Origin of the sequence: Pseudomonas sp. PvP028 (assembly GCF_017832255.1) — a bacterium.
Taxonomy (GTDB): Bacteria; Pseudomonadota; Gammaproteobacteria; order Pseudomonadales; family Pseudomonadaceae; genus Aquipseudomonas; species Aquipseudomonas syringae.
Genome location: NZ_JAFIBL010000001.1, coordinates 485750 through 511577, shown reverse-complemented (window position 1 = coordinate 511577; position 25828 = coordinate 485750). Strand labels below are relative to the sequence as shown.

30 protein-coding genes are annotated in these 25828 nt (G+C 56.9%); 18 read left to right on the top strand and 12 right to left on the bottom strand.

From position 1 onward, the window contains the following. Positions 1–95: 95 nt before the first annotated feature. From JOE34_RS26090 to JOE34_RS02335, 3 genes are read right to left on the bottom strand one after another with little or no spacing between them, the layout of a single operon-like run. Complete coding sequence (locus JOE34_RS26090) at positions 96–332, bottom strand: DUF3094 family protein (protein WP_327188337.1); 237 nt, start codon at positions 330–332, stop codon at positions 96–98. Then, positions 217–750 carry an MOSC domain-containing protein gene (locus tag JOE34_RS02340; RefSeq protein ID WP_003317783.1) on the bottom strand — a complete coding sequence of 178 codons (534 nt, stop codon included), beginning with the start codon at positions 748–750 and terminating at the stop codon, positions 217–219. The genes JOE34_RS26090 and JOE34_RS02340 overlap by 116 nt, the downstream gene beginning before the upstream one ends. Continuing rightward, complete coding sequence (locus JOE34_RS02335; protein WP_003345130.1) at positions 747–1376, bottom strand: DUF1780 domain-containing protein; 630 nt, start codon at positions 1374–1376, stop codon at positions 747–749. Before JOE34_RS02335 ends, JOE34_RS02340 begins: the two co-directional genes overlap by 4 nt. A gap of 127 nt (positions 1377–1503) precedes the next feature. Here JOE34_RS02335 and JOE34_RS02330 point away from each other — a divergent pair, with 127 nt between their 5' ends. The 3 genes from JOE34_RS02330 to JOE34_RS02320 all read left to right on the top strand — a co-directional run bounded on the left by JOE34_RS02330 (position 1504) and on the right by JOE34_RS02320 (position 4299). After that, positions 1504–1971 carry a hypothetical protein gene (locus JOE34_RS02330; protein WP_057405993.1) on the top strand — a complete coding sequence of 156 codons (468 nt, stop codon included), beginning with the start codon at positions 1504–1506 and terminating at the stop codon, positions 1969–1971. 290 nt (positions 1972–2261) lie between these two features. Next, positions 2262–3734 (top strand): tetratricopeptide repeat protein, encoded by a 1473-nt coding sequence (locus tag JOE34_RS02325; protein ID WP_074997850.1) that lies wholly within the window; start codon positions 2262–2264, stop codon positions 3732–3734. Positions 3735–3840: 106 nt separating this feature from the next. Then, positions 3841–4299 carry a hypothetical protein gene (locus tag JOE34_RS02320; RefSeq protein WP_010415567.1) on the top strand — a complete coding sequence of 153 codons (459 nt, stop codon included), beginning with the start codon at positions 3841–3843 and terminating at the stop codon, positions 4297–4299. A gap of 132 nt (positions 4300–4431) precedes the next feature. Here the strand turns inward: JOE34_RS02320 and yacG are convergent, their stop codons facing one another. Genes yacG through pilB form a run of 5 tightly spaced genes read right to left on the bottom strand, consistent with a single transcriptional unit; the run spans position 4432 to position 9046 of the window. Then, the gene (yacG, locus tag JOE34_RS02315; RefSeq protein WP_002552020.1) at positions 4432–4641 is read right to left on the bottom strand and encodes a DNA gyrase inhibitor YacG; all 210 of its coding nucleotides are present in this window, start codon (positions 4639–4641) and stop codon (positions 4432–4434) included. Next, the gene (gene coaE / locus JOE34_RS02310; protein WP_010415561.1) at positions 4638–5261 is read right to left on the bottom strand and encodes a dephospho-CoA kinase; all 624 of its coding nucleotides are present in this window, start codon (positions 5259–5261) and stop codon (positions 4638–4640) included. The genes yacG and coaE overlap by 4 nt, the downstream gene beginning before the upstream one ends. After that, positions 5258–6130, bottom strand: coding sequence for an A24 family peptidase (locus tag JOE34_RS02305; RefSeq protein WP_010415559.1), 873 nt, complete (start codon positions 6128–6130; stop codon positions 5258–5260). Before JOE34_RS02305 ends, coaE begins: the two co-directional genes overlap by 4 nt. 1 nt (position 6131) lies before the next feature. Next, a complete protein-coding gene (locus JOE34_RS02300; protein WP_010415557.1) occupies positions 6132–7349 on the bottom strand; it encodes a type II secretion system F family protein in 1218 nt (405 codons plus the stop codon). A 2-nt stretch (positions 7350–7351) separates the two neighbouring features. Continuing rightward, positions 7352–9046 (bottom strand): type IV-A pilus assembly ATPase PilB, encoded by a 1695-nt coding sequence (pilB, locus tag JOE34_RS02295; protein ID WP_010415555.1) that lies wholly within the window; start codon positions 9044–9046, stop codon positions 7352–7354. A 226-nt stretch (positions 9047–9272) separates the two neighbouring features. Between pilB and JOE34_RS26040 the strand changes: the two genes are divergently transcribed. Then, positions 9273–9704, top strand: a complete 432-nt coding sequence (locus JOE34_RS26040) for a prepilin-type N-terminal cleavage/methylation domain-containing protein (protein WP_010415553.1) — start codon at positions 9273–9275, stop codon at positions 9702–9704. 251 nt (positions 9705–9955) lie between these two features. On the opposite strand, the gene JOE34_RS02285 is transcribed toward JOE34_RS26040, so the two are convergent. Beyond that, complete coding sequence (locus JOE34_RS02285) at positions 9956–10306, bottom strand: helix-turn-helix domain-containing protein (protein WP_010415551.1); 351 nt, start codon at positions 10304–10306, stop codon at positions 9956–9958. Between the two features lie 154 nt (positions 10307–10460). Here JOE34_RS02285 and gstA point away from each other — a divergent pair, with 154 nt between their 5' ends. Then, positions 10461–11081 (top strand): glutathione transferase GstA, encoded by a 621-nt coding sequence (gene gstA, locus JOE34_RS02280; protein WP_010415549.1) that lies wholly within the window; start codon positions 10461–10463, stop codon positions 11079–11081. Positions 11082–11177: 96 nt separating this feature from the next. On the opposite strand, the gene JOE34_RS02275 is transcribed toward gstA, so the two are convergent. Beyond that, positions 11178–11723 carry a DUF1523 family protein gene (locus JOE34_RS02275; protein WP_010415546.1) on the bottom strand — a complete coding sequence of 182 codons (546 nt, stop codon included), beginning with the start codon at positions 11721–11723 and terminating at the stop codon, positions 11178–11180. 119 nt (positions 11724–11842) lie between these two features. Between JOE34_RS02275 and JOE34_RS02270 the strand changes: the two genes are divergently transcribed. The 13 genes from JOE34_RS02270 (at position 11843) to JOE34_RS02210 (ending at position 23399) form a co-directional block, all read left to right on the top strand. Further along, positions 11843–12841 (top strand): ATP-grasp domain-containing protein, encoded by a 999-nt coding sequence (locus JOE34_RS02270; protein ID WP_010415543.1) that lies wholly within the window; start codon positions 11843–11845, stop codon positions 12839–12841. A 54-nt stretch (positions 12842–12895) separates the two neighbouring features. Beyond that, positions 12896–14035, top strand: a complete 1140-nt coding sequence (locus JOE34_RS02265) for a trypsin-like peptidase domain-containing protein (protein WP_032661074.1) — start codon at positions 12896–12898, stop codon at positions 14033–14035. A 66-nt stretch (positions 14036–14101) separates the two neighbouring features. Next, positions 14102–15235 (top strand): phosphoribosyltransferase domain-containing protein, encoded by a 1134-nt coding sequence (locus JOE34_RS02260; protein WP_032661078.1) that lies wholly within the window; start codon positions 14102–14104, stop codon positions 15233–15235. Continuing rightward, entirely contained in the window at positions 15228–15986 is a 759-nt protein-coding gene (locus JOE34_RS02255) for a haloacid dehalogenase (protein WP_016567164.1), read from the top strand. The genes JOE34_RS02260 and JOE34_RS02255 overlap by 8 nt, the downstream gene beginning before the upstream one ends. Beyond that, complete coding sequence (locus tag JOE34_RS02250; RefSeq protein WP_010415526.1) at positions 15979–17073, top strand: cysteine protease StiP family protein; 1095 nt, start codon at positions 15979–15981, stop codon at positions 17071–17073. The genes JOE34_RS02255 and JOE34_RS02250 overlap by 8 nt, the downstream gene beginning before the upstream one ends. Beyond that, the gene (locus JOE34_RS02245) at positions 17073–18023 is read left to right on the top strand and encodes an HpcH/HpaI aldolase/citrate lyase family protein (protein ID WP_032661081.1); all 951 of its coding nucleotides are present in this window, start codon (positions 17073–17075) and stop codon (positions 18021–18023) included. The genes JOE34_RS02250 and JOE34_RS02245 overlap by 1 nt, the downstream gene beginning before the upstream one ends. Then, on the top strand, positions 18024–18770 hold the full coding sequence (locus tag JOE34_RS02240; protein ID WP_003317765.1) for an HAD family hydrolase: 747 nt from the start codon (positions 18024–18026) through the stop codon (positions 18768–18770). It abuts the gene before it with no gap. 46 nt (positions 18771–18816) lie between these two features. Next, positions 18817–19410, top strand: coding sequence for a TerD family protein (locus JOE34_RS02235; protein WP_010415514.1), 594 nt, complete (start codon positions 18817–18819; stop codon positions 19408–19410). Then, entirely contained in the window at positions 19407–20618 is a 1212-nt protein-coding gene (locus JOE34_RS02230) for a TerD family protein (protein ID WP_209995082.1), read from the top strand. The genes JOE34_RS02235 and JOE34_RS02230 overlap by 4 nt, the downstream gene beginning before the upstream one ends. A gap of 51 nt (positions 20619–20669) precedes the next feature. After that, the gene (locus tag JOE34_RS02225) at positions 20670–21119 is read left to right on the top strand and encodes a tellurite resistance TerB family protein (RefSeq protein ID WP_003317761.1); all 450 of its coding nucleotides are present in this window, start codon (positions 20670–20672) and stop codon (positions 21117–21119) included. Between the two features lie 26 nt (positions 21120–21145). Beyond that, positions 21146–22180 carry a TerC/Alx family metal homeostasis membrane protein gene (locus JOE34_RS02220; RefSeq protein WP_003345106.1) on the top strand — a complete coding sequence of 345 codons (1035 nt, stop codon included), beginning with the start codon at positions 21146–21148 and terminating at the stop codon, positions 22178–22180. Positions 22181–22207: 27 nt separating this feature from the next. Beyond that, positions 22208–22783, top strand: a complete 576-nt coding sequence (locus JOE34_RS02215; RefSeq protein ID WP_003317758.1) for a TerD family protein — start codon at positions 22208–22210, stop codon at positions 22781–22783. Positions 22784–22820: 37 nt separating this feature from the next. After that, positions 22821–23399, top strand: coding sequence for a TerD family protein (locus JOE34_RS02210; protein WP_003317757.1), 579 nt, complete (start codon positions 22821–22823; stop codon positions 23397–23399). A 223-nt stretch (positions 23400–23622) separates the two neighbouring features. Here the strand turns inward: JOE34_RS02210 and JOE34_RS02205 are convergent, their stop codons facing one another. Together JOE34_RS02205 and nadC are read right to left on the bottom strand one after the other, a co-directional pair. Continuing rightward, positions 23623–24699, bottom strand: coding sequence for a TIGR00266 family protein (locus JOE34_RS02205; protein ID WP_209995081.1), 1077 nt, complete (start codon positions 24697–24699; stop codon positions 23623–23625). Positions 24700–24746: 47 nt separating this feature from the next. Then, positions 24747–25595 (bottom strand): carboxylating nicotinate-nucleotide diphosphorylase, encoded by an 849-nt coding sequence (nadC, locus tag JOE34_RS02200; RefSeq protein WP_003392665.1) that lies wholly within the window; start codon positions 25593–25595, stop codon positions 24747–24749. Positions 25596–25828: the final 233 nt, after the last annotated feature.

Sequence of the window (25828 nt, the reverse complement as noted above, 5' to 3'; positions counted from 1 at the left end):
AAGGATTACTCGGAAGGTTTAAGGAATTCGGGGGGAGCTCGATCTTCGCGAGCGCAAGGCAGCTCATAGCGTCAGAAGGCTCAATAATGGGTTCATCACGACACTGTCCGGGGCAGGAGCGGCCTGCGCTCGACTGGATGCCGGTGTGCCTGAAGGTACTCTTCGACACACCTTTGCGGTTCCGGGTTCAGGTGTCTGCTCAATTTATCCGTTGTCTCAGGCGTGCTGTCGGGCAGGGGGCCAGGGGTCGGTGATTTCCAGCGGCTCGACCTGCAGCGTGTCGTCCAGGCGGATGATTCCGCTTTGTAACACTCGCGCGGTGATTCCACCATGCCCGCGCACCGCCTGGAACGTCCCGTGACCAAGACGTTGCTCAAGTCGCGCACACGGCTGACACCAGCCGGTGGTTTCGAAAATCGCCTGACCGATCCGGAAACGTCGATTCTTCAGGCTGAACAGGTTGATGCCACTGATCACCAGATTGCGCCGCAAATCCTGCGGCACGATGGGATTATCCGCCGCGCGGTTCAGCAACGAGCCAACCACCGCCAGATGTTCCCACTGGATCAACGTCACCTGCCGCGCATTGCGCGGGCCGGGCCGCGAGTGATCGCCGGTCAGACCTGCTTCACGACGTGCTTCCACGGCATCCAGCTCGATCATCTCGACCCGCGATTGCGGACGCACGCCTATCCAGCGCACACGACCTTGTTGCGGCACATCGGCCAGCAGTTCCTGCAAGGGGCTCATAAACTGATTCCAACATCGAAAACGACACTGCGCCCCAGATTGGTACGCAGAAAATCCGGAGCGCCGGGATGCGCGAACAATACCCGAGCGAAGGTCGGCCCCACCAGCGACAACGAACGCCAGCCCTGACGCAGGTACTCGGTCGGTGGTGGAAAGTGACTGTTGAGGTCCAGCACCTCGCGCTTGAGGCTGGCGAAGGCGATGATATCCAGCCCGCCCAGATCAATGCCGCGTTCGCGATAGTTGGTGGATTTCTTGCGCAGGGTAGGGGCGAGTCGGTGCAGCAGTTCAGAGGCCGGAATGCGCTTAGGCTTGGCCTCCCGACGTACCAGCTGGCTCAACGAGAACGCGCTTCGTCGTCGCGCCAGCTCCTCGCGCCACTCGTCATTGAGACGCCGACCCTCATCCAGCACGAAAAACACCTCGAAGCGCCCGTCACGAAACAGCACATCCGGCGGCTCCTGACTGGCAGGCGTGAAGTCCTCATTACGATGCGCAATGTTCAGCCCCTGCAACAGGCGCTGACAAACCCAGCGCTCACGCTCCCACTTCCGCGCATTGGAAAGAAAGGCGTTGGCTTGTTCGGCCTGGATCGTCAACAGGCGCAGGTAGTCTGAGTCATCCATAGGGCCAAGCTTAGCGTTCAAGTTGCCATGACTGGAAGAGTGAATGCAGGGGTGTAGACTGGCAATTCATTTTTTGATCGCTTGCGATAAATGTCCGCAGGCGCTGCTTTATATCGAGGATCGACCTGTGAAGCTCCTGCCCATCCTGCTGCTGGCCTTGCTGCCCCTCACCGCCAATGCGCTGCAAGTCGGTGAGCGTCTGTCTTCCTGGACACTGCTCGATCAATATGACCAGCCGTACACCCTGAACAACCAGACACAAACCCTGCTGGTCGCACGCAGCATGGACGCCGCCAAGCTGGTTAATGCCGCCCTTCAGGACAAGCCAAAAGGCTTTCTGGAATCACGCCATACGGTGTTTGTCGCTGACATCCAGAAAATGCCAACCATCATCGCCAAAATGTTCGCCATCCCCAAAATGCGCGATTACAGCTACCGCGTGATGCTTGATCGAGACGCGCGCATCGTGCCGCAGTACGCAGGCGATGACGATAAAGTGCTGTGGTTACAGTTGCGCGACGGGCAGTTGGTCCGTCAGCAGCAGTTTGGCAGTGCTGAGGCGTTGAGGGCTGCGTTGGAGAAGCCTCAATTTTGACTGCGTGCTTGCGCAGTTACTTATACATGTACTGCGTTGGGGCAGATTCAGGTCGGTGTCAGAGCATGGGTTAGATAAGCCTGCCTGATCTGGGGTCGAGCATTCATAGGGCGCTTGCTCAACACTCAAGGCGACGGTTATGAAAATAGACTGTGCCGCTTTCAGTTTTTTTGCCGTATGTATAGCGCATGTTAGATTTCCATTCGGTCGCCTAAAGCTTTTCTGTCCTGTGCCGAAGGCATGAAAAGCCAGTCAAATGGTACTCAAAATATGCATTCGGGAATTGGATATTGAAAGCTAATGCACTCTTCGCCGGGCTTTTACTTTTTTGTCTTTCAGAGGGCGCATTGGCATCAATGCAGCAAGGCCTGAATGCGTACAATCAAGGACTGTATCAGCAAGCATTTTCTCTCTTCCAAAAGGAGGCTGCAAAAGGCAATGCTCAGGCCGAGTACTACATCGGGTTGCAGTATGAGGAGGGGAAAGGTGTATCCAAAGATGCGATAAAAGCCTTTGAGAATATCTCTGCCGCCGCACAGCAGCGGCTGGTGCTGGCTCAATACCGGTTAGGTTTTTTTTATGAAAACGGTGTTGGCACAGCTGTAAATCTAGCAAAGGCTGCTGAGTTTTATAAGGTCGCTGCGGAGCAAGGTTTGCCTGCTGCACAGTCCCGATACGCACTTATGCTTGGCGAAGGAAGAGGCGTAGAAAAGGATGAAGCGTCAGCGGTTGGCTTCATACAGCGTGCCGCTGACAGTGGTGATGCCGAGGCGTTGAATATTCTGGGTGTGGGATACATCGAAGGTCGTGGTGTCGACCGTGATGCGGCCAAAGGTTTTCGCTTTCTTAAATTGGCAGCCGAGAAGGGCAACCTCCTTGCGCAACGAAACCTGGCTAAAAGCCTCGCGGAAGGAAAGGGCGTCGAGAAAGATGAGCATGAGGCATTTAAATGGTATGAAAAATCTGCTGCCGGAAACGACCCTATAGGTCAACTGGCGCTGGGCCAAGCCTATGAGTATGGCGCAGGTGTAGAAAAGGACTATGAGAGCGCACTTGCTTGGTACCGGCGTAGTGCTTCAAATGGCTATGCCCCTGCGCAGTACAAGATCGGATATTTTTACAACGTTGGCAAAGGGACAGCGACGGACTACAAGGAGGCTCGTTATTGGCTTAGGCTCGCAGCAACTCAAGGGCTTGCCGTTGCGCAGGCGGATCTGGCAAGTCTTTTTGAATCAGGCCGTGGCGGTGCTGTTGATAACGCCACAGCTGCAAAGTGGTACCGATTAGCGGCTGCTCAAAATATGCCGCGTGCTCAGTATCAGCTTGCGCGCATGCTGAAAGAGGGGCGTGGTGTCGAACGTAACTATGCAGAAGCGCTGCTGTATTTTCGTGCGCTCTCTGCAGAGCGAATTGCCTATGCGGAAAACGAGTTAGGCAACATGTACAAACATGGTTATGGTGTTCCCCAGGATTACTCGAAAGCCATGGACTGGTACTGGAAAGCAGCGGAGCAGGACGACGACGCCGCTTTCGCGAACCTCAGCTTAATCTATGAGAAAGGTTTGGGCGTTTCGAAAAATTCAGTGATTAGCTATGCCTTGATGAAATGCGCGTCTAGCATCAATCCTGACAGCAAGGTCTACAAGGACGCGATAGATAAGGTTTCGGAGGAGATGGATCCCGAGAAGGCTATGGATAGAGACAGACTGTCGCACGAGGTTTGTAGAGTCAAGAGTGTTGCTGTTGATAACTATCTGAAATAGGCTTTTGTTTGCGCAGTTTATTAGCGAGCTGGTAGGAGCGTCATACTGTTCTGAAAAGGCTGGTGTGGTGGTAAAGGCGAAATGATTCTGGAACAGGGACCTGACAGTGCTCATTTTGGGTTTGGCGGTTTATGCGTTGGGCGGTGTAGGTCTTTATTATTTGGCCGGGCAGTTAATAGCTGCGGGTGAGGCAATGGATGCCATGTATGCCTGGGTTTTTCTCGACGCGGGAGTTCAGATATCGGTCTATCAGTTTACTTGCTTTGTGTGGTCGACAGTATGTCACGCTTGCTGGATGGCACTTTTCTCACGACGGGGTGTGGTGTGGGTGGAGCGTATAAAATTTTCAAACGTCGTTTATTTGTTTTTTAGAGTGCTCGGTTATTTGTTTTTCTGTCTTTTTATTCTGGGTATTGTTGGCGTGGGGGTTGCCAAGAGGCCATTTTCTGACTTTCATCAATTCTTTTCCATACTGGTTCCCTGTCTTTTGCTGGGCGGCTGGGTTTGGTCTGCACGAGATCTTCTGATTGCGGTTTCTGGGGGCAAGCAAAGGGACGTCAGGTGAATATACCCTCGAGAGGTTGAACACAGCCGCTTGGAGTCAGGCGACTGTGAGACAGCCTTCGTGAGCAATTCGGATCGTCGCTCCAGTCACTCGTCCGTTGGCAAGAAACAGAGTTGTCTGGGACTGCGTCGATCAATGCCCCCTATGCGGAGCCTCCAGATCACCCGAGAACAACTCATCCTCGGCATCCGGGCTCACCGGAATTGCATGCTCTTCAGAAGCCCAGGCCCCCAGGTCGATCAGTTTGCAGCGCTCGGAGCAGAACGGGCGGCTCGGACTGGCTGCGCTCCATTCCACCGGGGCGTCGCAGGTTGGGCATTGAACGGTCATTGGTTGGCTCATGATTGGCCTCCACGCAAAGTAAGGTAAAAGTGGTGCAGCCGCTCGACTTCGCTGGTGAGCCAGGCGTGATCGCGGTCGTTGACCAGCACATCATTGGCATGACGCAGGCGGTCTTCACGCTGGATCTGCACCTTGAGAATGGCTTCGACCTGCTCCTGGCTGGAGCTGTCGCGCAGCATGGTGCGTTCTATCTGCAGGTGCGCCGGAGCATCGATCACCAGCAGCCGCTGAACCATGCGGTATTGCCCGGACTCGACCAGCAGTGGTGAGACCAAAATGGCATACGGCGACTTGGCCTTGGCCAGATGGCTGACGATTTCCTGATTGATCAGCGGATGCAGCAGCGCTTCCAGCCAGCGCCGCTGCTCAGGGTTTTCGAAGATCAGCTTGCGCAGCGCGCCACGATCCAGCTCGCCGCTGGTCTGCAACACGCCGTTACCGAAGTGCGCCGCTATCTGCTCCAGCGCCGGGCGCCCGGGCTCGACTACCCAGCGGGCGGCATGATCGGCATCCACAGTGTCGACGCCAAGGTCGCTAAAACACTTCGCCGCTGCACTTTTACCGCTACCGATGCCGCCAGTCAGGCCAAGAATCCAGGGTTTTTCATCAGGGTGAGTCATCTGAAACCGGCAAACTGCATGTAAGAGTCGGTTATTTGACCACCCCAGAGCAAAGCGATCCACCCCGCAATGGCCAGATAAGGACCAAAGGGGATCGGCGTACCGCTTTCGACCCTGCGCACACGCATCATGATCACCCCAAGCACCGCGCCCACCAGCGACGATAACAGGATGGTCAACGGCAAAATCTGCCAGCCGCCCCACGCGCCCAGCATGGCCAGCAACTTGAAGTCGCCATAACCCATGCCTTCCTTGCCGGTCACCAGCTTGAACAGCCAGAACACCGACCACAGCGCCAGATAGCCGGCCACCGCTCCCCACAGCGCATCGTTCAGCGAGGTGAACAGCCCGAAGGCGTTGACGATCAGGCCCAGCCACAGCAGTGGCAGCACCAGAGAATCAGGTAACAGCTGGTGATCAGCATCGATCAGACTCATCGCCAGCAGCCCCCAGCCCAATACCAGCATCGCCGCCGCCTGCCAGCCGAACCCGAAATGCCAGGCCACGTATGCCGATAACGCTGCGCAGGTCAGCTCGACCAGTGGGTAACGTTTGCTGATCGGCGCCTTGCACTGCGAGCATTTGCCACGCAGCAGCAGATAGCTGATCACCGGCAGGTTTTCCCATGGGCGGATTTTGTGCGCGCAATGCGGGCAGCTGGAACGGGGGCGGTTCAGATTGAAGACGGGTTGATCGGGTTCAGCAGGCAGGCCGAGCAGTTCACGGGATTGGGCTTTCCAGTCGCGCTCCATCATTATTGGCAGGCGATAGACGACCACGTTGAGGAAGCTTCCGATGATCAGGCCGAGGATGCAGCAGGTGGTGACGAAGGCCAGTGGGGAGCTGGCCAGGAGGTCGAGGAGGGGCATGTCAGACGACGTTTCCGAGTTGGAAGATAGGTAAGTACATAGCAAGAACCAAACCGCCCACTACCACACCGAGTACTACCATAATCATTGGTTCCATTAGGCTGGTTAAACTGTCGACCATGTTATCTACCTCATCCTCATAGTAGGTCGCCACTTTGTCTAGCATAGTGTCCAGTGCGCCCGACTCCTCGCCGATGGCAGTCATCTGGATTGCCAGACTTGGGAATACTCCTGTCGAACGCATGGAAAAGTTTAATTGCATACCTGTTGATACGTCTTGCTTAACTTTATTAACTGCATTTCTGAACACGACATTGCCCGTGGCACCTGCAACTGAGTCCAGAGCTTCCACCAGTGGAACACCGGCCGCGAAAGTCGTAGCAAGCGTTCGCGCGTAACGGGCCACTGATGACTTGAAAATTAACGGACCAATGACTGGAAGCTTCAACATAAGCCTGTCGATACGATCTCTAAATTTTTGAGACCGCTTATACGCACGTTTGAATATGAAAAAACCGGCAAAAAATACACTAATTATTCCCAGCCACCACTGCTGTACAAACTCCGATAGACCTACAACCATTAATGTAAAAGTAGGTAGCGCTGCACCAAAGCTAGAAAAAACTGACTGGAATTGCGGTACTACTTTTATTAGTAATATACCAGTAACTATAGCTGCCACTATTAGCACGGCTGTAGGATAAGTCATGGCTTTTTTTATTTTAGCTTTCAGTTTTTCAGTTTTCTCTTTGTAACTCGCCACTCGGTCCAGAAGACTTTCAAGAGCCCCGGCTTGTTCTCCGGCGTCCACTAAGTTGCAATATAGATCGTCGAAATACTCAGGTTTTTGACGCAAGGCGGTCGCAAAGCTATTGCCGGCCGAAACCTCCTGCTTAAGGGAGTTCACCAGCGTTTGCATATTTGGATTCTCAGCGCCCTCGCTGATGATGTCGAACGACTGCAAAAGCGGTACACCAGCTTTCATCATCGTAGCCATCTGGCGAGAAAAAAACGCAATGTCCAGCGGCTTGATTTTCTTGCCCCTGCCAAAAATCGAAACTGATTTTTTGCGTACCTTGGTCGGGTTGATGCCTTGCTTGCGCAACTGCGCTTTTACAAGGGCCAGGTTATGGCCACTCAGTTCACCACTGGTTTTAGTACCTTTCTTGTCAACACCTTCCCAAGTGTAAACGATGACTTTTGCTGCCTTGCTGGCCATGTTTAATCCTTGGTCACTCGGTTGACTTCTTCAAGGCTGGTAATGCCCTGCATGGCTTTTGACAGGCCTGAGGTTCGCAGGTCATGGAAGCCGTCCTTGCGCATCTGCCTAGAAATCTCAAGTGAGTTGCCTTCTTCCATGATAATACGTTCCAGCTCCGCTGTTTTCTTGACCACCTCGTAAATGCCGACTCGGCCTCTATAACCACCATTGCAATGCTCGCAGCCCATCGGCCCATAGATCTTGAACGTACCGATCTTCGTCTCTGGAAAGCCTTCTTTAATGAGTGTCTCGCGAGGAATGTCTAGTTCTTTCTTGCAGTGGGTACACAGCTTACGTGCGAGTCGCTGCGCAATAATCAGGTTGATTGCTGTAGCAATGTTGAACGCTGCAACGCCCATATGATGCAGCCTAGTCAACGTTTCCGCTGCGCTGTTGGTGTGCAGTGTTGAAAGCACCATATGGCCGGTCTGCGAGGCTTTGATGGCAATTTCTGCCGTCTCCAGGTCTCGTATCTCGCCGACCATTATCACGTCGGGATCTTGACGCAAAAAAGCGCGCAAGGCTTGGGAAAAGTCCAGTCCTTGGCGCGGGTTGACGTTAACCTGATTGATGCCTTCCAGGTTGATCTCCACCGGGTCTTCAGCTGTGGAAATGTTGATGTCTACGGTATTAAGGATATTCAGGCCGGTATACAGGGACACGGTCTTGCCGGAGCCTGTCGGGCCGGTCACAAGAATCATACCCTGTGGCTGCTTCAACGCCTCCAGATACAATGCCTTTTGTTCTGGCTCGTACCCCAGCGCATCAATGCCCATCTGTGCACTGGTCGGGTCGAGGATCCGCATCACGATCTTCTCGCCCCACAGCGTGGGCAAGGTATTCATACGAAAATCGATGGCCTTTGTTTTGGACACCCTCAACTTTACGCGTCCGTCCTGAGGCTTGCGCCGTTCCGAGATGTCCAGGCTGGCCATGACCTTCAAACGTGCAGCAATACGATTGGCCAAGTGAATTGGAGGTCTGGCGACTTCATGCAGTATGCCGTCGGTGCGCAAGCGCACACGAAAAATCTTTTCATAGGGCTCGAAGTGCAGGTCTGATGACCCTAGCCGGATAGCGTCCATCAGCATCTTATTGACGAATCTCACGACTGGAGCATCGTCAGCGTCATTCTGAGTAGTTAGAGAGGTTTCCTTGCCATCGGCCGGTTCGATATCCAGGCCCAGATCGACATCCTCCAGATTGCCCAGGCCGCTATCACTGTCAAAAAAACGATCTATCGCTATGGTCAGCTTGTCATCTTCGACCAGAATCGCTTCGGTATTCAGGCCAGTGCTAAACTGGATATCGGTCACTGCTTGATGATTGGTCGGGTCCGAAATCCCGATAAACAGTTTGTTACCGCGTCGCCACAACGGCAATGCGTGATGTTGTCTAACCAGCTTTTCACTGACTAGGCCTTTGGGCTGACTTTCTTTGTCCAAGCCGGCGAGGTCCATAAAAGGCACGCCAAACTGCTCGGAAGCCATCTCTGCAAGCGTCAAGCTTTTGACCAGTTTGTTCTGAACCAGATGGCTCACCAACGAAATCTTGTCACGGCGCGCCTGTTGATACGCTTGCTGCGCAACAGATTCAGTAAGTAGCTCGGCGAGGACCAATTGTTTGGCCAAGCCAGTGAGGACAGCATCAGTCATAAACCCACCAGACACATACAATGTGTGGGTTATAGCGCAGTCGGGCGATGCTGCCAAATGGCAGAGAGCTATGTGACGAAAATTGTCAGTTTCTGCGGATTTCGGAGCATGAATTGCAGCTCATACGCGGGATTGGCAATGTTGACGACTGAAAAGAAGTTTTGGCACGACCTGTGCTTTCACGCTCCCAAGGCACCACCTAATTGACGCCCCTGGAGAAGTGAATATGAATGCCCAAAAAGGTTTTACGCTGATTGAACTGATGATCGTTGTAGCGATCGTTGGTATCTTGGCGGCTGTAGCAATTCCTCAGTATGGGGATTACACGTCTAGAGCCCGTGCATCGGCTACTGTAAATGATATCGCTTCTTACAAGCAGGCTGTTGGTCTATGTGCTCAAGAGACCGGAGCGTTGTTAGCTTGCGGAGCCGGCTCAAACGGCGTTCCAGCAGCAGTTGCAACGGTTAACACTGTTGGTCTAGCCGTCTCGAACGTTGGTGTTATCACGGGCACCAGTGCTGCTACTGCTACAGATGGCACACCTCTTACTTTTACTTACACTCCGACTTTCGGTGCTGCTGCTGCGAACATGACATGGGTCATGACTGGTACGATCTGCAACGCATCGCGTGGTCTCCGCCCGGGTCAAGGTTGCTAAATTAAACTTACCTTTTGCCCTAGAGTTAAGATATTCAGATGGCGCAGAACGTTAGCATGTAAAAGCGATGCGCTGATTCTTTAGGTTTTTTACTAGGGGAGATGCGCATTATGAAAAAGCCCAAACGTCACCGTTCGGGCTTCTTCCATTTCGAACGTAGACGGCATTCTAGGCTTGCGCAGGCCAAACTTTCCTGGAGCGAAGGGCTGATTACATTTGAGGTCATTTAGGTGGCTACTCTATATGTGTCTTCATTTCCCCCGCCCGGACTTTAACCGATACCCAATCTCCGCAATCGCCTCAATCGCAGGCAGCAACTCCAGCCCCAACTCCGAAAGGCTGTACTCCGCGGAAGGCGGCGAAGTCGCCAGCACAGTCCGAATAACCACGCCTTTCTCCTCCATCTCCTTAAGCCTTACCGACAGCATCTTTGCCGAAATGCCGGGAATATCAACGCGCAGTTCGCCAAATCGTCGAGGACCGGCACTCAAACTCCACAGTAGATTTGGAGTCCACACTCCGCCCAGCAACCACATGCACGCCGCCACCGCGCATTCCGGGACGGGATGGTCGACTTTGCTTTTGCGCATTTTCAGGGACATGGCGGGGTGTTCCTTTGTGGAGTCGCGAGTTTCCAGCGCGTAACCAGGTTACAGAATGGTAACCGGAGAATGAGAGTATCCTTAAGTTACCAGCTATACAAAAGTTATCTGGGTGCTAGGATCTGGTCATTCTCAACCACCGGAACAATCACCTATGAAGTTCTACTACTCTCCCGGATCCTGCTCGCTTGCCGCTCATATCGTGTTGCACGAAGCGGGTGTCGCTCACGAATTGGTCAAGGTCAATCTGCGACAGCACACGCTTGAATCCGGCGATGACTATTACGCGATCAACCCCAAAGGTGCTGTTCCTGCGCTGGGGTTGGATGGCGGTGCTGTTCTGACTGAAGGCGCTGCCGTGCTGCAATATCTGGGTGACCACTTCGTACCAGCGCTGGTGCCAGCCAACGGCACGCTGGAGCGTGCACGGCTGCAGGAGATACTCAATTATCTGGCTGCTGAATATCACAAGGCCTGGACACCGCTTTTCTATCTGGCGAAGGGGGCTGATGCCACCGACGCTCAGCGTCCGGTCATCGCCAGACAAACCTACTTGAATGGCCTGCTCGCGGATGGCCGTGATTACCTGCTGGGTAACGATTTCAGCGTTGCTGACACCTACCTGTTCGCGGTAACGCGCTGGTCTGTCAATTTTGGCATTTCGCTGGAAGCGCAACCTGCTTTGCAAGCGTTCATGGCCCGAGTCGAAGCACGTCCATCCGTCAAGGCTGTACTGAAATCGGAAGGTTTGCCCGAACTGTTCAACAAGGGCTGAGTCACTTAGGCCAAAGTCCAGATTCAATCTGTTGAAACGAAAACGCCCCGGCAGATTGACTCTGTCTGGGCGTGTTCATGTGATCACTGCTGAAAGTTACCTCGCCACCCCATCAACCCGCGCCCGCCCTTTAAACCTCCTCCTCACCCCAACCACAACCATCACTACCAACAACCCCACCACCACAAAAAAGATCGTGTTAAAAATCGGAAACGGCTGATCACGACTCGTCACCGCTTCAACTTCGGTCACGTTGGGAAACATCGACAGGATGGTTATCCGCCAGCCGTAGTAGCGAATCAAAGCCAGTTGCTGGGAATCACGCGAGTAGCCTTGGGCTTTGGCCTGGATGTCGGCGGAGTCGAATTTGAAGTACCACGGGAAGCTCCAGCCGGTGTCTTCGTTGCGGTAGACCACGACTTTCTTGCTGTCCGGGTCTTCGGTGTTGATGAAGTACACGTCGCGGGTCGGGCCGTCTGCCGGGTTTTCGGCGTTGATGACGCCGTCGGCGTCCATTCTTTTGACTTCCACGCCGGTGATCATCACGACATCATGGCGCGGCAGGACGTAGTAGAGGCTTAATGCGCCGATCCCCAGTGCAACGAATACCACAAGCCAAATCGACCTTCTCAGCCACTTCATACCAGCGTCCTCTGTTTAAAATTGCGTGACTTTGCCCTAATCCGAACATTTCGAAGCAAAACAGTTATTACAAAATTCGACAAGGCCGTTGCTGACGGCGTTGTCTCCCGGAGATTGACATGATTTGGTTCCTTGAAGGGCAATCCAGCCAGCGTGAAGTGATCATGGGGGCGCGCGATGCGCTACCTGCGTCGGTGCAGATCATCGCTTCGCATCGCCAGCAGCGCTCCGAAATCACCGGGCAGGCCGATGTGGCGCTGCAAGAGCCGGTCGATAACGACGAGCGTATCGACTGGGTGCTGCACACCGCTCGCTCGCTGGGCGTCAAGATTATTGTCGCCGGCCGGATAGGCAGCTTTTACGAAGCGCAGCGTGCGCGTTTTGTCGCTGAAGGGTTGGACCTCGTCACCGGCGGAACGTCCCTGCAGACCTTCATGGATGTCGATGACAAGAGTCGTTTCACGGCAGCGGCCGAGGCGGCGGGGCTGGCATGTATTCCGGGGATTGCCGTCAGCAATGCCGAGGAGTTGCAGGCGGCTTACGATGCGTTGGCGGTGTCTGGCGAGGTGTGCATCAAGCCGGTGGTCGGGATTTACGGGCGCGGCTTTTGGCGCTTCAAGACCGACGTTGACGATTTTCGTTGTTTCGCCAACCCCGATGCGCGTGAAACGACCTTTCAGGCGTACCTTAATGCTTATCGTCAGGCTGATGATGTTCCCGCCATGCTGCTCATGCCGTACATGCCGGGCAGTGAGTGTTCGGTGGACATGGTCTGCGAGCACGGCAATGCGGTTGCCTTCGTCGGGCGGCGCAAGGTTGGGCTCAATCAGACCTTCGAGCGTGACAGCGAAGCGGTAAAACTGGCAGTCCGTGCGGCGGAGCACTTTGCCTGCGACGGGCTGATCAATGTGCAGACCCGCGACGACGCGGATGGCAAGCCGCGCTTGCTGGAGATCAACCCGCGTTATTCAGGCGGCATTGGCTACACCCGTGAAACCGGCATCAACCTGCCGGGTATTTTCGCGGCACGGCGTCTCGGCTTGAAAGAACCGGAAACACATTGGCTGGAAGATATCCGCGTCAAGGCCATCACGGTCGCTGTACGGGCCTCGGTTTGATCGTGATAATAGATTTTTGCTATCACTAATCGCTCTTATCAGGGAGGATCGGGCATGAAGCTTCTTGCGCCAGGTGCAAACACTGCTTTAGCTAACGCCCACTGCTCCTGGAACCTGGAGAGCGGTAAGTCTTCGGTTTTTGGTGAGTACGCAGCGGTCGCCTTGCTGGCGGTCAACGACAAGCGCCAGCCGATGGGCGATCCGGCGCTGCTGCATCAGGAGCAGGGCTGGATGGAGTGGAGCGGCGGCCCTCAGGACGTTGGCTGCACGTTAAGGCTGGACAGGTTGCCGACGGGCAGTGATCGCGTGCTGCTGATGGTCTACGTCTACGCAGCCATGGGGCCGATCCGCGATATTGCCAGCCTGCACCTCAAAGTGGATGGTGATATCGAGCACCGCCTGGACCTGCTCGATAACGGTGAAGCGGCGATCATCATCGGCGAGTTCTACCAGCGCAATGAGCAATGGAAATTCCGCGCGCTGAGCGAAGGCTCGGCGTATGGACTGTCGGCGTTCGGGCGCAAGATCGGTCTGGACGTGGACGACCGTCATCCGCGCCGCCCGTCTGCGGGTTCGGGTGGCGGGCCACGGCATGAGTCGGCGACCGGCACGGCGTTCGTGGTCGGCCCGGCGCACGTCATGACCTGTGCGCATGTCATCGAAGACATGGGCGTGTTCTACATCACTTCACTGGAGGGCCGTTACAAGGCCGAGCCAGTGGTCATCGACCGTCGCAATGACATCGCGCTGCTGCGCGTGCAGGGCGCACCGCTGTTGTCTCCGGTTACATTCCGGGACGGGCAGGGCTGTGAGCCGGGTGATACCGTAGCGGTTTTGGGCTATCCACTGGCGTCCATTTCAGGTGGCGGGTTGCAGGTGACTCAGGGCGGGATCTCCGGTCTGTTCGGCCTGCACAACGATGCCAGCCTGTTTCAGTTCACGGCACCGATACAGCCGGGGTCCAGTGGCAGCCCGTTATTCGACAACGGTGGCGCGGTGATTGGCATGGTGACCTCAACCGTACCGGACGGGCAGAACATGAACTTCGCCGTGAAGTCCGCACTGTTGCTGGCCTTTCTGCAGGCGTGCCGCATCGACGCTGCGCATGCCCGCCCGGAAAGGTCCTACACCACCACAGAAATCTCACGCACCGCTCAGTCGTCGTTATGGCTCGTTGAAGCCTCTCGCCAATGAAGTTGGTGTTGCCTGGCTGGTCTGCAGGCGTCAGGGGCTGCGGCCCCGCTAATCAGGAATTTATCGATGGACAGCAGCGCAGCTTTTTCCAACCCTACAAAGCTTCGTGCTGATCTGCTTCGTGGTCGTCTCGATGTCAGCGTCGATTCGTCGACCATCGCTCCGGATTCACTGTTCGGCTTTGCCGAGCGGCGTAACCCCAAGCGCGCGTTTCTCTTCGTGTCCCGAGTGTTGGGACGCCACATCCCTGCGCGCCCGAGCGTGATGCTGAAAAGTTTTCAGGACCTGGCGCACAAGATTCCCGCAGACCTGCCCGGCCCGGTGCTGGTCATCGGCATGGCCGAAACCGCCGTGGGCCTCGGCGCCGGCGTACATCGTGCCTACAGCGCAACGCGCCCGGATGCCTTGTACATGGTCAGTACGCGCCATCCGACCGGCAGCGTGCTGTTCGCCCGCTTTGAAGAAGAGCACAGCCACGCCAGCGCTCATCTGATCCACCTGCCCGTTGATCCGGCGTTACGCGAGATGATGCTCGGCGCCCGTTCGCTGGTGCTGGTCGATGACGAGGCGTCGACGGGCAAGACCTTCATCAACCTGCATCAGGCGCTGGTCGAGGCGGGGTTGAGCAAGATCGAGCGGGTGGTGACCTGCGTGCTCACCGACTGGTCGGCGGGCGCGGTCAGTACCTCGATGGGCGCAGTGGCAGAGCAGGTCTCGCTGCTGCAAGGCTCGTACTTCTTTGATGAAGACCTAAGCGCGCCGCTGCCGGAGATGCCGGAAGTCGGCACCGTCGCCATGGGTGACTGGCCGCTGGTCACTGCTAACGACTGGGGGCGCATGGGTGTGCTGTCGGTGGCCGATACGCTGGCGCCCGGCATTACCGTCAAAAAGGGCGAACGCATTCTGGTGGTTGGCACCAGTGAATTCGTCTGGCGCCCGTTCCTGCTCGCCGAGCGTCTGGAGAAGGCCGGAGCCGACGTGCATTTCAGTTCCACCAGCCGTTCACCGATTGCACTCGGTCATGCCATCGACCATGCGCTGTCGTTCTCCGACAACTATGGCCTGGGCATCCCCAACTTCCTCTACAACGTGCGGCCGGGTCAGTTCGATCGGGTGCTGATCTGTACCGAAACCCCAAGGCAGGCCGTGCCTGCCGAGCTGATCGAAGCACTGAACGCCGAGGTCATCTGCGATGAGTAACGACCGTCCGCTGATCTTCGTCGATCTGGACGACACGCTGTTCCAGACCGCGCGCAAAACCCCGGCTGGCATTGAAAAGCATGTCGCAACCCTGGACATCACGGGTAATGCCAACGGCTACATGACCAACGTGCAGAAGTCGTTCGCGCACTGGTTGCTGGCGCATTCTGATGTGGTGCCGGTGACGGCGCGCAGTGTCGAGGCCTACAGCCGGGTCAAACTGCCGTTCACCGCAGGCGCGATCTGTTCCCATGGTGGGGTGATGCTCGATGTCATGGGGCGACTGGACCATGACTGGAATGAGCAGATGAAACAGACCCTGGCCAGCTACCAGTCGCGCCTGCATGAGCTGTCTGCGACGACACTGGCGATCGGTCAGGAGCTGGGGTTTTCACTGCGCGGCTGGGTGGTCGAAGAGGCGCAGCTGTTCCATTACGTGGTGACCAAGCACAACGAGAGCGATGACAGCATCCTCGGCAAAGTACTGGCCGAAGTGCAGGCGCGGGGCTTGCTCGATGGCATGCATATCCACGGCAACGGCAACAATCTGGCTTTCCTGCCCGAAGGGCTGGCCAAGCGTTACGCGGTCCAGGAGTGGCTGCGGCGCGACAAGGCGATCAATGGCGAACGCCCGGTGCTCGGTTTTGGCGACAGCATTACCGATCTGGGTTTCATGGACGAGTGCCACTGGTGGGCGACACCTGCCCGCAGTCAGTTGGCGAAAATGTTTGTCGGAGCAGCGCATGAGTGATCCCGTTCACGGGCTCTATACGGTCGGCAGCGGCAGTTACCTGCACGATGATGTGCATTTTCTGTTGCGCGGCGTGGCGCTACAGACCACCAGCGTCGAGGAGAAGGAGCGCCTGATTCAGACGCGACAGAAACACTATTCGGAAATGATCAGCGAAGAGTCGGCCCCCAGCGTCGCCCACAAGGCGCTGTATGAGCGGGCGCTCGAGCAGAATGGCGCGCGCATGGCCGACGATGTACAGGCCCTGGCCCAGGCGCTCGCCCGCGAGTGCGCAGGCGCTGAAATCATTCTGGTGTCGTTCGTGCGCGCCGGTCTGCCATTGGGCGTGTTGTTGCGGCGGGCTCTGATCGATCTGGGTCGCGAAGCGCACCACTACGGCATCAGTATCGTCCGTGATCGCGGCATTGATGCGGTGGCGCTTGAAGCCATCATTCAGGCCCACGGCGCGCAGAACATCGTGTTCGTCGACGGCTGGACCGGCAAGGGCGCGATTTCGGGGGAGATCCGTCGCAGTCTGGCGGGCGATACGCGCTTTCCGGATCAGCCACGGCTGGTGGTGCTGGCCGATCCGTGCGGCAGCGCCTGGCTGGCAGCGTCGGCAGAAGACTGGGTGATTCCGTCCGGCATTCTCGGTGCCACGGTGTCCGGTCTGGTGTCGCGCTCTATCTGGCCGGCGGACGGCGGGCTGCACGGTTGCGTGGTGTACGAGCAGTTGCTGGAGCACGACGTCACGCAGTCTTTTATTGAACAGATCGACAGCCAGCGTCGTCAAAACAGTTCTACGCTCACACTGACACCCTGGACGCTGGCTCAGCGAACCGAACTCAAGGCCGCCGCATCACAGGTGGTCGACCGTCTGGCCGAGCGCTTCAGGATCAATAACTTCAATCGCATCAAGCCGGGCATTGCCGAAGCCACCAGAGCGGTCATGCGCCGCGTGCCGGATCACGTACTGGTGCGCAACCTGGCTGACAGCGACGTGCAATTGCTGTTGCACCTGACCGAAAAAGCGGGGATCCCCGTCGAAGAAGTGGGCGATCTCCTGGGGCCCTATCGGGCCGTGACCATCATTCGGAGTCTGAGCTAATGGCCTTATTCTCGCCTTATGCGCTGGGGGCAACGCTGTATATGCCCGCGACCCGGCACGACATCGTCGATGTGGTGTTCGGTGAAAAGATTCCCGAGCTGCGTTCGCTGGTCGTCTGTCTGGAAGACGCCGTGGCGCTGACCGATGTCGACACGGCGTTGCTCAATCTTCGTCAGGTACTCACCCGTATCCGTGACCGTGGCGGTCGTCCGGCCAACGGTCCGCTGCTGTTCGTGCGTCCGAGGGACGCAGCGATGGCGCGCATTCTCAACGACTGGCCGCTGATGGCGCACGTCGACGGTTTCGTTGTGCCCAAGCTCTCGCTGAAAAGTCTGACGAGTTGGGAGCAGGCCGTCACCAATCCTTCGCTGGCGTTGATGCCTACACTGGAAACCCCCGAGGTGTTCAATCCGACCGCGATGGTCGAGTTGGGGGAAGCCTTGAAGGCCAGTCTGTACGAGCGGATCATTGCGCTGCGCATCGGGGGTAATGACCTGATGGGCTGCCTGGGGCTGCGCCGCAATCCGGCCATGACCCTGTACTCGACGCCGATGGGGTATGTCATCCCCATGCTGGCGGGTGTCATGGGTTCGCAGGGCTTTGCGCTTACCGCTCCGGTGTTCGAGCAGTTGGCCACTCCGGACATTCTGCAGCATGAACTGACGCTGGATATTACCAATGGGTTGGTCGGTAAAACGGCAATTCACCCCTCGCAGGTCAATATCATTCAGAATGCGCTACGCGTCAGTCTGGAGGACATGAACTCCGCCCGGATGATTTTGAACTCTGTGGCCCCCGCAGTGTTCAAGTACAACGACGCGATGTGTGAACCGGCTACCCACTACAAATGGGCAACCCACATCATGGAGCGCGCCAAATGGCATGGAGTGTTATCCGCACCCGCTTCGATCATGGATGCCAGCATTCGACTCGCTGAGGCAGTTAGCTAGATGATAGAACCTGACCTTGAAACCGCAGGACCTGATCTTGAGCCTGTAGGGCCCGACCTTGAAATCGAAGTGGAACAGCGCCTGCTGGCGGTCTTCGATTTCGACGGGACCATTACCCGCCACGACAGTTTTGTCCCGTTTCTCAAATTCGCCTTCGGGCAACGTGCCTTTTCGGTGCGCATGGCGCGGCTGGTGCTGCCCAGCATCGGCTACCTGGCCAAGCGCCTGACCCGCGACGAACTCAAGGGCCGTCTGATCAAGGCTTTTCTGAGCGGTGTTGAAGTGCAATGGCTGCAGCAGAAGGCTGAAGCGTTCTGCCAGTCGCACTGGAAACGCCTGATGCGTCCTGCTGCGCTGGAGTCCATCGCCGCTGAAATCGAGAAGGGCGCCATTGTCACGCTTTGTTCAGCATCGCCTGCTATGGTCCTGCAACCGTTCGCTGATCGCCTGAAAGTAGAGCTGATCGGTACCAATCTGGAAGTGATCGACGGCAAGTTGACCGGCTTGATCGAAGGCAGCAACTGCCGCTGCGACTCGAAAGTTGCACGGCTGGAGAGCGTCTATGGGCCGCTGACCCAGTTCCGGGTTCGCGCCTGGGGCGACACCCGAGGTGACCACGAATTGCTCGCCGCTGCTCAGGATGCGCACTGGCGTTTGTTCCATCCGACGTGGCGTCGAGGCCGTTATAAAGGCCCCGTTAACGCCAAGTTACACAATCCTGATGGCAAAGACGGGCCAACACGGTAAGGCTGTAACACTTTTATCCGAAATCCAACGTCACATGGAGCGAAAAATGGCACTCACTTTGGCAAAGAACCAGACGATCTCACTCGAGAAAACTGCTGGTACAGGCCTCAAGAAAGTCAGCATGGGACTTGGATGGGACCCTGAAAAAGCCAGTGGTTTCTTCGGTAAATTGCTCGGTGGTGGCGGCGGCGATATCGACCTGGATGCCTCGTGCATCATGCTCGACTCCGACAAAAAGCCCCTCGACCTGGTCTGGTTCCGCCAACTGCAATCGCGTGACGGTGCCATTCAGCATTCGGGTGACAACCGTACCGGCGAAGGCGCGGGCGACGATGAAACCATCAGCGTCGATCTGGAAAAACTGCCTGCCGCCGTCAAATACCTGGTGTTCACCGTCAATTCGTTCACCGGTCAGAATTTCGAAAAAGTCGCCAACGCCTACTGCCGTATTGTCGATCTGGGCAGCCGTAACGAACTGGGTCGCTTTGATCTGTCCGAAAAAGGTCAGCACACCGGCGTGGTGATGTCTTATCTGGCGCGCACGCCGTCGGGCTGGGACTTCACTGCAGTAGGCCAGGTCACCAACGGTCGCACTGCTGATGATCTGGTCGAGCTGGCGATCGGGGCTGTACGGGTATGACCCAACTCGTCCCGGGCGCCAACGCGCCGGTCGCTGCCGGCCCGCTGACGGTGGAAATTATCTACTCTCCGATCGCGGATGCTGATATCGACGTCTCCGCTTTTCTGCTGACCGCGTCCGGCAAGGTCCGTGGCGATCAGGACATGTGTTTCTACGGCCAGAAAAGCGTGAACGGCGGTGCGCTGCAGCAGACGGAAGCGTCGGCCGGACGTGCGGTGTTCAGTCTTGACCCGAGCCGTCTGGACTCGGTCATCGAGAAGGTTGCCCTGACGGCGACCATCTATGAGAACAAGGCCAGTTTTGGCAGCGTGTCACGCCTGGCCTTGAACATCACCGGCGGTATCGAAGCAGATATCCCGACCAGCGGCATGAAAGAAACCGCGCTGATTCTTGGCGAGTTCTACCTGCGTCAGGGGGCATGGAAATTCCGTTGCGTGGCCCAGGGTTTTGCCGGCGGCCTTGAGCCATTGGCGAAAAACTTCGGCGTTGAAGTCGCCGCGCCTCAGGATGAGCCTGCACCTGCACCTGCACCTGCACCTGCACCTGCACCTGCACCTGCACCTGCACCTGTTCCAGCACCTGCACCGAAGTCGACCGTCAGTCTGAGCAAGATTACGCTCGACAAGACCCGTGCTTCGATCAGCCTGGAAAAATCCAGTGCCGGTTTCGGTGAGATTCGGGTCAACCTGAACTGGAACCGTCGTAACGACAGCAAGGGCGGCGGCTTCTTCTCGATGAAGAAGAGCAATGCCATTGACCTTGATGTAGGCTGCCTCTTCGAAATGCAGGACGGTCTCAAAGGCGCTGTTCAGGCGCTGGGCAACTCGTTCGGTTCACTTAACACCGAGCCGTTCATCAAGTTGATGGGCGATGACCGTACCGGCTCGATCAGCGACGGTGAGTGGCTGCACATCAATGGCGCGCACTGGAGCAAGATCCGTCGCATTCTGGTCTACGCGTTTATCTACGAAGGTGCGCCGAACTGGAAAGAAACCGACGGGGTCGTCACCATTCACGCGCCGGGCCAGCCGCCCATCGAGGTTCGCCTCAATGAAGAGGGCGGTCGTCAGGGCATGTGTGCCATTGCCCTGCTGGAAAATGACAACGGTGCGGTCAAGGTGACGCGTCGTGTGGATTTCCACAACGGCCACAGCAACATGGACAAAGCCTACGGCTGGGGCATGCGCTGGGCTGCCGGTTCCAAGTAAACAATACCGTGGTATTTCTGGGCTGGCTGTGCCGCCTCATGGGAGATAGACATGCTGGACTGGTTGAAAACAAACGCAACAGCTGCTCGCGAAAAGCTGGCTTCGGAAGTCTCGAAGTTCAAGAATCGCGAATTCATGGAGGCTGTGGTTTCCGGCTGTGCTCTGGTATCGGCCGCAGACGGTGATATCAGCTCCAGTGAAAAGCAGAAAATGGCCGGTTTCATTCAGAACTCTCAGGAACTGAAAGTTTTCGACATGAAGGACGTCATCCAGGGCTTCCAGGAAGCCTGCTCCAAGTTCGAGTTCGATTTTGAAATTGGTCGCGCCGAGGCCTTGAAAACCATTGGCAAGATCAAAAAGAAAGAAGATGCAGCCCGTTTGCTGGTGCGCGTCTGCTGTGCTATCGGTGGCGCCGATGGCAGCTTCGATGAGAAAGAGCGGGAAGTCTGCCGCACCATCTGTCGAGAGCTTGGCCTCAACCCGTCCGATTTCGACCTGTAATTTTTTACCCTAAGGAACGCAGTTAAATGGAAAGCACCTCTCTAGGCTTCCCTCCACTCACGATGGCGGTTTTCGTCGGTCTGGCCGTTACGGCCATGGCTATCGACATGTTCTCCCACCGGGGAAACAAGCCAATCACCCTCGCGCAAGCCTCGGCGTGGTCGATTTTCTGGGTCGCCATTTCGCTGGCCTTCGCGGGTTTCCTGTATGTCCAGCACGGCTCTGAAGTCGCCACGTTGTTCGTGACCGGTTACGCGCTGGAAAAAGTGCTGAGCGTCGACAACCTGTTCGTGTTCATGGCGTTGTTCTCCTGGTTCAAGATTCCGGATGGCCTGCGCCACCGCGTTCTGTACTGGGGCATCATCGGCGCCATCGTCTTCCGCGGCATCTTCGTCGCCATCGGTACCGGCCTGTTGGCGCTGGGTCCATGGGTCGAAGTGGTGTTTGCGGTCATCGTTGCCTGGACAGCCATCATGATGCTCAGGGCGGGCGATGACGACGACGAAGAAGTCGATTACTCGCAACACATGGCTTATCGCTTCGCCAAGAAGCTGTTCCCGGTGTGGCCAAAACTGCACGGCAGCAACTTCTTCGTCAGCCGCTCGGTTCTGGAACAGGAAGTCAAAAAGCCTGAAAACGCCGGTATCACGCTGGCGGCCAAAGGTGCTCTGTTCGCGACCCCGCTGTTCCTGTGTCTGGTTGTGGCGGAAATCTCCGACGTGCTGTTCGCGTTCGACTCCGTACCTGCAATCATCGCCGTGAGCCGCGAGCCGCTGATCGTATTCTCGGCCATGCTGTTCGCGATTCTTGGTCTGCGTACCTTGTATTTCGTACTCGAAGCCCTCAAGCGCTATCTGGTGCACCTGGAGAAAGCGGTTATCGCCTTGCTGTTCTTCATTGCCTTGAAATTGGGCCTGAATGCTACCAACCACCTGTTCCATCACGGTTACGAGATCAGCGCCAATGCCAGCCTGCTGGTGGTAGTCGTCGTATTGATCATCGGTATCGTTGCAAGCCTGCTCTTCCCGGGCAAAGACGAATCCGCGGAAGAAAAAGCGTAAACACTGGATAAAGGAGATAAACGAATCATGGCTTTGACTCTGCAAAAAGGTGGCAACCTTTCGCTGTCGAAAACCGACCCTACCCTGACCAAAGTATTGATCGGTCTGGGCTGGGATCCGCGAGCCACTGACGGACAGGATTTCGACCTGGACGCCAGCGCATTCCTGTTGGCCGCCAATGGCAAGGTCCGCAGTGAAGCTGACTTCATTTTCTACAACCAGCTCAAGAGCGCTGACGGTTCTGTCGAGCACACCGGTGACAACCGTACCGGTGCTGGCGACGGCGATGACGAAGTGGTCAAGGTCGATCTGGCCCGTGTCCCTGCCGATGTGGAGAAAGTTGTTTTCGTCGTGACCATTCACGACGCAGACAGCCGTAAGCAGAACTTCGGTCAAGTGGGTGGCTCGTTCATTCGCGTATTGAATGAGCAGTCAGGCTCTGAAGTCGTTCGCTACGACCTGGCAGAAGACGCCTCCACTGAAACCGCGATGATTTTCGCCGAACTGTACCGCAACAATGGCGAGTGGAAGTTCCGCGCCGTGGGTAGCGGTTTTGCCGGTGGACTGAAAGCCGTAGCCAACTCTTTCGGCATGAATTTCTGATTCACGCCCAACCACTTTTCTGGAAAGGATCAAGAACATGGCAGTAAGTCTGAGTAAAGGCGGCAACGTTTCCCTGTCCAAAGAGGCTCCTGGCCTGACAGAAATCACCGTGGGCCTGGGCTGGGATCCGCGTGTGACCGATGGCACCGAGTTCGACCTGGATGCGTCGATCTTCATCGTTGGCGAAAATGGCAAAGTGCTGGACGACAACAGCTTCATTTTTTACAACAACAAGAAGTCGGCTGATGGCTCGGTCGAGCACCTGGGCGATAACCGTTCAGGCGCTGGCGAAGGCGATGACGAGTCGGTAACGGTCAAGCTCACTGGCCTGGCAGCGGCAGTGAAGAAGCTGGTTTTCGCGGTCACCATCCATTCCGCCGAAGAGCGCAAGCAAAGCTTTGGCCAGGTTTCCAACGCTTACATCCGCGTTGTGAACAAGGCTGACGGCAAGGAAATCGCTCGTTACGACCTGTCGGAAGATGCATCCACTGAAACCGCGATGATCTTCGGCGAGCTGTATCGCAATGGCGAAGAGTTCAAGTTCAAGGCCATTGGCCAGGGCTTTGCCGGCGGTCTGAAGCCGTTGGCAGAAGCTCACGGCGTGGCAATCGGCTAAACCCGAGCAGCGCCCAATAAAAACCCCCGCCAGCGATGGCGGGGGTTTTTTATTGGGTGCTGATTACCGCTATCGTTCCTCACGCTCCAGCGTGGGAGTGCAGTTCACGACGCTCTGCGTCGCAAGAGCACGCGGAGCGTCCAGAAAGGCATGCGACGCAGAGCGCCGCACGATAGTCGCCAGTGCGCAGCACAGTCTCCGGTCTAATAACGTAGTGCTGAAGTCAGCGTTCGCTTCTGCCCACACCCGATGGCCCTGCGGCCAGCATGCGCCCGGCCAGTCGAGAGAAGGGCAGACTTTGCAGCCATACCGTGCCAGGGCCGGTCAGTCTGGCGAAGAACACCCCTTCGCCGCCGAACAGCATCGACTTGATGCCGCCACCGACCATGCGGATATCGTAATCGACCGTCTGGGTCATGGCCGCCAGGCAGCCGGTGTCGACATCCAGCGCTTCGCCCGCCGCCAGTTCGATCTTGCGCACCGTGCCGCCCATATGCACGAACACCCAGCCGTCGCCTTCCAGCTTTTGCAGGATGAAACCTTCGCCCCCGAACAGGCCGGTGAGGATTTTCTTCTGGAACTGGATACCGATGGAGACGCCTTTGGCGCCGGCCAGGAAACTGTCTTTCTGACAGATCAGCTTGCCGCCGAAATCACGCAGGTTGAGCGGCAGGATCGTGCCGGGGTAGGGCGCTGCAAACGCCACGCGGCCCTTACCCGAACCCTGTTGCGAAAACACCGTGGTGAACAGGCTCTCGCCGGTCAGCATGCGCTTGCCTGCACCGAACAGCGAACCCAGCAGCCCGGACGATTGATTGCTGCCGTCGCCGAAGATGGTTTCCATCTGCACGTCGCAGGTCTTGTACATCATCGCCCCGGCTTCGGCAACGGCGCTTTCGCCAGGGTCAAGCTCCAGTTCGATGAACTGGGTTTCCGTGCCGTAGAGCTTGAAGTCCACGCCATCGATGGTCTGCGCCAGGCCATAGCCGCCGGAGGCGTTCGGGTCGGGCGTAAAGGAAGGGCGTCTGGCGGGTACAGAGACAGGCGCGTTTGTCGGGGCTGCCTGCGCGGGCAGCGCGGACGGCTTGGGCTGGATCATCTCCGGCATCGGATCAGGAAAAGGCGTCACACCGTCCTTCTTCATGGCGCGCACCTGCGGCACCTGATAGATCGGCTGCCAGTCCGGCATGCCTTGCTTCCAGCACCAGGCACCGGGCGACTCACGGGCGATCAGCCGCGCAGCATCCGCGTCCATCGGGCCGAGTTGCTTGCCCGCGTTCATCACAAACCATTGTTCCAAAGCGTCTACTCCCGAGCGAACAGTGACAGTTGGCTGTGCGCGATGTGTCAGAGGCTCAGGCGCATGGACAGGTCCACGGCTTTCACATCCTTGGTCATCGCACCGATGGAAATGTAATCGACACCCGTTTCGGCAATCACTCGAAGGGTATCCTCGTTGATGCCGCCGCTGGCTTCCAGACTGGCACGGCCTGCGGTGAGGCGCACGGCCTCGCGCATGTCATCAAGGCTTAGTTCATCGAGCATGATGATGTCGGCGCCTGCGTCCAGCGCCTGCTGGAGTTCACCCAGACTCTCCACCTCGACTTCCACAGGCTTGCCGGGTGCAATCCGGTGCGCCGCTTCTACTGCCTGAGCGATGCCACCACAGGCTGCGATATGGTTTTCCTTGATCAGAAACGCGTCGTAAAGCCCGATGCGGTGGTTATGACAGCCGCCGCAGGTGACCGCATATTTCTGCGCCATGCGCAGGCCCGGCAGGGTCTTGCGGGTATCCAGCAGTTTGACCTGAGTGCCCGCGACCATGTCCGCGAAGTACTGCGCACGCGTGGCCACTCCCGAGAGCATCTGCAGGAAATTGAGCGCGCTGCGTTCGCCGGTCAATAGGGAGCGGGCCGGGCCTTCTAGGTGAAACAGCGCCTGATTCGGGCTGACGCGATCGCCATCGGTCACTTGCCAGTGCACAGCGACACGCGGGTCCAGTTGCCGGAAGACTGCATCGACCCAGGCAGTACCCGCGATCACCGCTGCATCGCGGGAAATGATGGTGGCCTTGGCCAGTCGCTCTGCCGGAATCAATTGGGCGGTGATATCGCCGCTGCCGACATCCTCCAGCAATGCGCGACGCACATTGGCCTCGATCTCGGCGGTCAGGTCGGCAATTCGTAAATTCGGCATGGCGGGCTCCAGTAGCAAAGTCGTTCAAGTATAAGGCACCGCATTCCGCTTACCCACCTGCGCCATTGCCAAGGTGTTACCCCAGGAGACGTGCAGTTGGTCGGTTTGGCAGATTCGTTTGCGATGGAACGCGAATATCGCGGTCTATCGCTGCACACGAATGCCTTGCCGGTTCTTTCGCGAGAGTGAAAGAAAAGTCTCACTGGCGTCGATGACAAGTTTTGAAAGATAAT